This window comes from Dyadobacter sp. SRI_021, assembly GCF_057586235.1.
The window spans coordinates 1-302 of the sequence record NZ_JBYCZM010000055.1; the positions used below are offsets into that span (position 1 = coordinate 1).

The 302-nt window shown below is 57.9% G+C and carries 1 protein-coding gene; it reads right to left on the reverse strand.

Features of this window, described 5'->3' with window-relative positions; all coding sequences use genetic code 11:
* Window positions 1-302 (reverse strand): hypothetical protein (locus AC2YIT_RS32245; RefSeq protein ID WP_487281954.1); only part of this gene is annotated, 302 nt, incomplete at both ends.

Here is a 302-nt window from a genome sequence, read left to right on the forward strand (position 1 = left end):
ACACAAGTCGATACGCTCAGGGCAGTGATCACCCTGCCAGCGGTCGTCGTGCTGGCCGTTCCTACCACACTCGCGTTATTGGCTGGCGAGAGCATACTGCCCGTCAGTGAGGGGCAACCTGTCACAGCAGGGGCAGTCAGCGTAACGGTAATATAGCTGGTAGTGAACGTAGTGCTCGCAGTTTTGACTTTGGCATAAAAGCGGTAGGTACCCGGATCCAGCAAAGCTGCCGGCCACTTCCCGTCGGCACTGCCCTCCTCAGCCAACAGCTTGTAAACACCGGGTTGGCTGGCATCAGCGAT